This window comes from Streptomyces durocortorensis (genome assembly GCF_016901035.1).
Taxonomy (GTDB): Bacteria; Actinomycetota; Actinomycetes; order Streptomycetales; family Streptomycetaceae; genus Streptomyces; species Streptomyces durocortorensis.
Genome location: NZ_JAFEUF010000327.1, coordinates 1 through 6433, shown reverse-complemented (window position 1 = coordinate 6433; position 6433 = coordinate 1). Strand labels below are relative to the sequence as shown.

Annotated in this window: 3 protein-coding genes and 1 tRNA gene; 3 read left to right on the top strand and 1 reads right to left on the bottom strand. The window is 71.1% G+C overall.

What is annotated here, in order from left to right; translation table 11 throughout:
• Positions 1-184: 184 nt before the first annotated feature.
• The gene (locus JS521_RS32805) at positions 185-745 is read right to left on the bottom strand and encodes a PPA1309 family protein (protein ID WP_239488160.1); all 561 of its coding nucleotides are present in this window, start codon (positions 743-745) and stop codon (positions 185-187) included.
• Positions 746-880: 135 nt separating this feature from the next.
• On the opposite strand from JS521_RS32805, the gene JS521_RS32800 reads away from it, so the two are divergent.
• The 3 genes from JS521_RS32800 to JS521_RS32790 all read left to right on the top strand — a co-directional run bounded on the left by JS521_RS32800 (position 881) and on the right by JS521_RS32790 (position 6289).
• Positions 881-3838, top strand: a complete 2958-nt coding sequence (locus JS521_RS32800; protein WP_205086539.1) for a UPF0182 family membrane protein — start codon at positions 881-883, stop codon at positions 3836-3838.
• 42 nt (positions 3839-3880) lie between these two features.
• Positions 3881-3954, top strand: a tRNA-Met gene (locus tag JS521_RS32795).
• 226 nt (positions 3955-4180) lie between these two features.
• Entirely contained in the window at positions 4181-6289 is a 2109-nt protein-coding gene (locus JS521_RS32790) for a tetratricopeptide repeat protein (RefSeq protein ID WP_205086538.1), read from the top strand.
• The last annotated feature ends 144 nt before the right edge of the window (positions 6290-6433 follow it).

Below are 6433 nucleotides of genomic sequence, written 5' to 3'. Positions count from 1 at the left end.
CCCCACACCCCAACCCCCCACCCGGGTCATCCACACACCGCCTCCCCCCCCGGGCTTCAAAAAAACGGGGGGGGGCCAACCCCCCCCCCCCCCCCCGGCCGCGGCGGGGGGCCCGGGGGGGCGGGGGCGGGCCCGCGGCCCGCGCCGCCCGGGAACCGTACGACGGCCCCGGGCAGCGGCCGGATCAGGACTCGAACGTCGCCGCGAGCGCCTCGGCGAGGCCGGGCACCAGACCGGCCCCGGTGAGCACCTCGGTGGGGGAGTCCTTCTCGCGCAGCCGTACGGCGGACTCGCGCGCCCCGTCCCGCAGGACGGCCACGGTCATCCGCACCTCCTGCCGGTCCGGGTGATTGGCCACCCACTGGGTCAGCTTCTTGTCGCTGAGCCCTTCCGGCACGGAGGCCTCGGCGGACGGCGGCAGCATCAGCCGCTCCACCGTCATGGCGCAGCCGACCACGGCGTCGGGCCAGGCGATCGTGCCGAGGAAGTCGTCGAGCGCGGTGCCGGGCGGCAGCTCGTCCTGCTCGATCGGGGTGAGCGCGGCGACGGAGGAATTCGGGTCCTCCAGGCCCAGCTGAGCGGCGAGGCCGGGCTCCTGGGTCCGCAGCCGGTCGGTGTCGACCAGGGCGAACAGCCGGGCGGGCTGGTCCCAGCCGAGGTTGGAGGCATAGGCGTCGATTTCGAGGACGGCGACGGTCAGCGGACTCGCGGCCATCGGGGGTCCTGCGGGGGAAACGTTGGGCATGGGCAATATCCTGCCTCCTTCCGCCCCGGGAACGGGAACTAGGTAAAGCCTCAGTAAGTTGCATAGGTGGGCTCTAGGATCGCTGGGCCTGTTCACACGACCGCGAACTTCGAGGTGCGCACGTTGGCTTTCCAGATGCCGGACCGCGGCGGAGGCCCGACCGGGCCACGGATCAGAGTCGGCCGCCCGTCCCGGCGCGCCCGTACCCTGCTCATGACTTTGGGTGTCCTGGCGGTTCTCGCCATGGCCTTCGTCATGTTCGCGGGGTTCTGGACGGACTGGCTCTGGTACAGGTCGGTCGCGTATTCATCCGTCTTCACCACCACCCTGTGGACCAAGATCGGGCTGTTCCTCGTCTTCGGACTGCTGATGGCGCTCGCCATCGGCGTGAACATCTGGCTCGCGCACCGGCTCCGGCCGCCGCTGAGCGCGATGTCACTGGAGCAGCAGAGCCTGGACCGCTACCGCATGAGCATCGCCCCCTACAAGAAGTGGGTGCTGCTCGCCGTCACGGCGCTCGTCGGACTGATCGCCGGAGCTTCCGCCTCCGGCCAGTGGCGCACGTGGCTGATGTACGTCAACGGCGTGGCCTTCGGGCAGAAGGACCCCCAGTTCCAGCTGGACGTCTCCTTCTACGCCTTCGACCTGCCGTGGTACCGCTTCCTGCTGGGCTTCGGCTTCGCGGCGACCGTGCTCTCGCTGATCGCCGCCGCGCTGACCCACTATCTGTACGGCGGGCTGCGCATCACCAGCCCCGGCGCCCGCGCCACCGGGGCGGCCACCGGCCACCTCTCGGTGCTGCTTGGCATCTTCGTCTCCCTGAAGGCCGTGGCGTACTGGCTCGACCGGTACGGGCTGGCCGTGAAGTCCAGTGACTTCAAGGCCACCGACAACTGGACGGGCCTGCGGTACGTCGACGCCAACGCCTATCTCCCGGCGAAGACCATCCTGTTCTGCATCGCCGCGATCTGCGCGGTGCTGTTCTTCGCGACGCTCTGGCGCCGCACCTGGCAGCTCCCGGTCATCGGCTTCGGCCTGATGGTGCTCTCGGCGATCCTGATCGGCGGGCTCTACCCGGCGATCGTGCAGAAGTTCCAGGTCCAGCCGAACGAACAGGCCAAGGAAGCGCCGTTCATCCAGAAGAACATCAATGCCACACGCGACGCGTACGACATCGATGACGCCAAGGTGGACGACTACGACGGTCAGGCGACCACGGAGGACGACACCAAGCTGCGGGCCGCGGCCAACACCGCCGCCAGCTACCGCGTGATGGACCCCAACGTCGTCTCCCCGGCCTTCCAGCAGCTCCAGCAGCGGAGGAACTACTACCAGTTCCCGAGGACGCTCGACGTCGACCGCTACAAGGACAAGGACGGCAAGGAGCAGGACACCGTCATCGGTCTGCGTGAGCTGAACATCCAGGGCCTGCCCAAGCGGAACTGGATCAACGACCACTTCACGTACACCCACGGCTACGGCGCCATCGCGGCCCGCGGCACGACCACCGGCACCAACCCGACGGGGTCTCCGGACTTCACCGAGTCGGGTCTGCCCTCCACCGGTGAGTTCGGCAAGTACGAGCAGCGGATCTACTACGGCGAGAAGACCGAGCAGTACTCCATCGTCGGCGGGCCCCAGAAGGAGCTCGACTACGAGGAGGACGGCGAGAAGACCACCAGCTACGAGGGCGACAGCGGGGTCAGTCTCTCCAACTCCTTCAACCGTGCCGCGTACGCGGTCGCCTTCAGCGAGCCGCAGATCATGTACTCGGGAGCCATCGGCGACGGCTCGCGGATCCTGTACAACCGCACGCCCAAGGAGCGCGTCGAGGCGGTCGCCCCGTGGCTGACCATCGACGGCGACGCCTATCCGGCGGTCGTCGACGGCCGGATCAAGTGGATCGTCGACGCGTACACCACGACCAACGGCTACCCGTACGCGTCCCGGACGACGCTCGGCGACACCACGGCCGACTCGCTGACCACCAACCAGCGCGCGGTCGTCGCCCAGCAGAACCAGGTCAACTACATCCGCAACTCGGTGAAGGCCACCGTCGACGCGTACGACGGCAAGGTCAAGCTCTACGAGTGGGACACCGAGGACCCCGTCCTCAAGACCTGGAAGAAGGCGTTCCCGGGCACGGTCGAGTCCCGCGGTGACATTCCGAAGGACCTGATGGACCACCTGCGGTATCCGCAGGACCTCTTCAAGGTCCAGCGCGAGCTGCTCACCCGCTACCACGTCGAGGACCCCGCGCAGTTCTACAGCGGCTCCGACGCGTGGCAGGTGCCGGACGACCCGACCAACAAGGAGCCGGGCTCCGTTCCGCCGTACTACCTGAGCATGAAGATGCCGGGCCAGAACGAGCAGCAGTTCTCGCTGACCACCACGTTCACCCCGAGAGGGCGTCCCAACCTGGGGGCCTTCATGGCGGTGAACGCGGACGCGGCCAGCAAGGACTACGGCACCATGCGGCTGCTGCGGGTCACGTCCACGGTGAAGGGCCCGGGACAGGTACAGAGTGAGCTCAACGGCAACGACGACGTCGCCGAGTTCGTGAGGAACCTCAAGGGCACCGACTCGGACATCGAGTACGGAAACCTCCTGACGGTTCCGCTGGAGGGCGGCTTCCTGTACATCGAGCCGGTCTACACGCGCGGTGGCAACCAGAACTACCCGCTGCTGCGCAAGGTGGCCGCCTCGTACGGTTCGAAGATCGTCTTCGAGAACAGCCTCAGTGAGGCGCTCAACGCGGTCTTCGGGGTCGAGGACGACGGGGCCACGACGCCGCCGGACACCGATGACCCGCCGGGCGAGACCGATGAGCCCCCGGCCACCGGTGAGGCCGCGCTCAAGAAGGCCATCGCGGACGCCCAGAAGGCGTACACGGACGGTGAGAAGGCGCTGGAGGAGCAGGACTGGCCGGCCTACGGCAAGGCCCAGGAGGCTCTTCAGGAGGCCCTGGAGCGAGCCGCCGCCGCGCAGCCCAAGCCGGGCAGCGAGGGGGACAAGGCGGACGGCGATGCCGGGCCGGACGGTGACGCCAAGCCGGACAGTTCGGCGGAGCAGGCCTCCGACCAAGGCAGCTGAGTAAGGTCCACCCCGCGTCGTGGTACGGTTTGAACACAACGACGCGGGGTGGAGCAGCTCGGTAGCTCGCTGGGCTCATAACCCAGAGGTCGCAGGTTCAAATCCTGTCCCCGCTACTGAAAAGACGAAGGCCCGGATTCCCTTGGGATCCGGGCCTTCGTCGTGTCCGTGTGCGTGCGGGCCGTGTCGGTCCCGGGCCGGGGGCGTGAAGTGCGGTTCGCTGGGCAGCAGTTGCCTCCAGGCGTGTTTGACTTGTCTCCCTGTGGGCATGTCGACAAAACGCTGTAGTGACCTCACTGACCGCGATATACCAGGTGTACGCGGGTTACAGGTGGTGCGACGATGGTATTTATGGGGGACAGGGCAACTCTGTTGGAGACAGGGCGGTTTGTGCAGCAGCGCGGCCAAGATGCGGAAAGCGCGGTAGACGCGGCTTTCGCCGCTGCCATCGCCGGGGCGGGCGCACCGGTCCAGCGGACCGGTGCCGTCGACGCGAGCCCCGCCGCGACCCCGTCCGAGTCCGAGTCCGAGTCCGTCGAGGACACCACGGACGCGGTCGACGCCGCGGACAGCGCCGAGAGCGAGGCGCGCCACCGCCGCGCCGCCGACGCCGGGGACACCGCGTCCATGAGCGTCCTGGGTGCGCTGCTGCTGCGCCGGGGCGAGCTGGACGGCGCCGAGCGATATCTGCGCGCCGCCACCGCCGACGGGGACCGGGCCGCCGCGAACAACCTGGGCGTCCTGCTGCACCAGCGCGGCTACCCGGACGAGGCCGCCGGCTGGTGGCGCATCGCCGCCGTGGCGGGCTCCGCCGCCGCCGCCCACGCACTGGGGCGGCACTTCCGTGAGCGGGGCGACGAGCCCGGCGCGGAATACTGGCTGCGCCAGTCCGCCGAGCAGGGGCACGCGCTGGGCGCGTACGCGCTGGCCGACCTCCTGGAGCACCGCAGCGACGTCGGCGCCGAGCGCTGGCTGCGCGCCGCCGCCGAACAGGGGCACCGCGAGGCCGCCTACCGGCTGGCCCGCGCTCTGGAGCGGAAGGCCGTCGAGGACCCGCACGACGCCTTCGGCCTGGGCCGGGGCACCGGTTCCGGCGGAACCGGAACCGGCCTCAGCCTCCCCGGCTCCACGTCCTCGCCCGCGCGGAACGCCCGGGCGACGGACCCTGCCGCAGGAGGCAGGGCCGCGGCAGTCAAGGGCGCAGTCGAGGGTGACAGCCCCGTGGCGGGCCCCGCCGCCGGCCGGGTCGGCGAGGCCGAGCAGTGGTACCGCCAGGCCGCCGCCCGGGGCCACCGCCGCGCCGCCCTGCACCTCGGCGCGATCCTGGAACAGCGCGGCGAGCTCAAGGAGGCCGGACGCTGGTACCTGACCTCCGCCAAGGAGGGCGAGCCGCGCGCTGCCTGCGCGCTCGGCTTCCTGCTGCGCGACGCGGGCGACGAGGAGAGTGCCGCCGTGTGGTGGCTGCGCGCCGCCCAGGACGGCGACGGCAACGCCGCCAACGCGCTCGGCGCGCTGCACGCCGCACGCGGTGAGCAGCAGACCGCCGAGCGGTGGTACCGGGCCGCGATGGACGCCGGTGACGTCAACGGGGCGTACAACCTCGGGCTGCTCTGCGCCGCCCAGGACCGCACCCCGCAGGCCGAGCAGTGGTACCGCCGCGCCGCGTACGCCGGACACCGTGAGGCCGCCAACGCGCTCGCGGTGCTCCTCCTCCAGGCCGGGGACCACACCGGGGCCGAGCCCTGGTTCTCCAAGGCGGCCGAGGCGGGCAGCGTCGACGCCGCCTTCAACCTCGGCATCCTGCACGCCGGGCGTGACGAGGACCGTACGGCGCTGGGCTGGTACGAGCGCGCGGCCGCGGCCGGGCACACCGACGCGGCGCTCCAGGTCGCCATGGCCCTGCTGCGCGACGGCGACGACCGGGAGGCCGAGCGGCACCTGCGCTGCGCCGCGGGCGGCGGCAGCGCCGAGGCCGCGTTCCGGCTGGCCGGGGTGCTCGACGCGCGCCAGCCGCCGCCGGGACCGCCCGCGCTGGGCGAGCCGATGCCGGAGAAGACCGAGTGCGAGGAGTGGTACGAGCGGGCCGCCCAGCAGGGCCACCGCCGCGCCCAGGTCCGGGTCGGCATGCTCGCTGCCGCCCGGGGGGACGTGGAGAGCGCCGCCCACTGGTACCGGGAGGCCGCCGAGGCGGGCAGCCGCAACGGGGCCTTCAACCTCGGGCTGCTGCTGGCCCGCGAGGGCAGCGAGCGTGAGGCCGCCCTGTGGTGGACCCGCGCGGCCGGCGCCGGACACGGCCGGGCCGCGCTGCGCCTGGCGCTCCTCGCCGCGCGCCGGGGCGAGCTCACCGAGGGGCAGCGCTGGTGCGCCCGGGCGGTGGAGCTGGGCCCGGCCGAGGTGGCCGAGCGGGCGGCGCGGCTGCGCGAGGCGCTGCACCAGGAGCTGACCGCCTAGGGACGTCCGGCCTCCTGGGCCCGCGTGAATGAATTTGCGCCGCCCGACCCGCTGACGTAATGTTGCATTCACCGACGCGGGGTGGAGCAGCTCGGTAGCTCGCTGGGCTCATAACCCAGAGGTCGCAGGTTCAAATCCTGTCCC

What these genes read in the sequence shown, in the direction of transcription:
- JS521_RS32805 (WP_239488160.1), bottom strand. Translation starts at nt 745, where the DNA reads ATGCCCAACGTTTCCCCCGCAGGACCCCCGATGGCCGCGAGTCCGCTG.
- JS521_RS32800 (WP_205086539.1), top strand. Translation starts at nt 881, where the DNA reads ATGCCGGACCGCGGCGGAGGCCCGACCGGGCCACGGATCAGAGTCGGC.
- JS521_RS32790 (WP_205086538.1), top strand. Translation starts at nt 4,181, where the DNA reads ATGGTATTTATGGGGGACAGGGCAACTCTGTTGGAGACAGGGCGGTTT.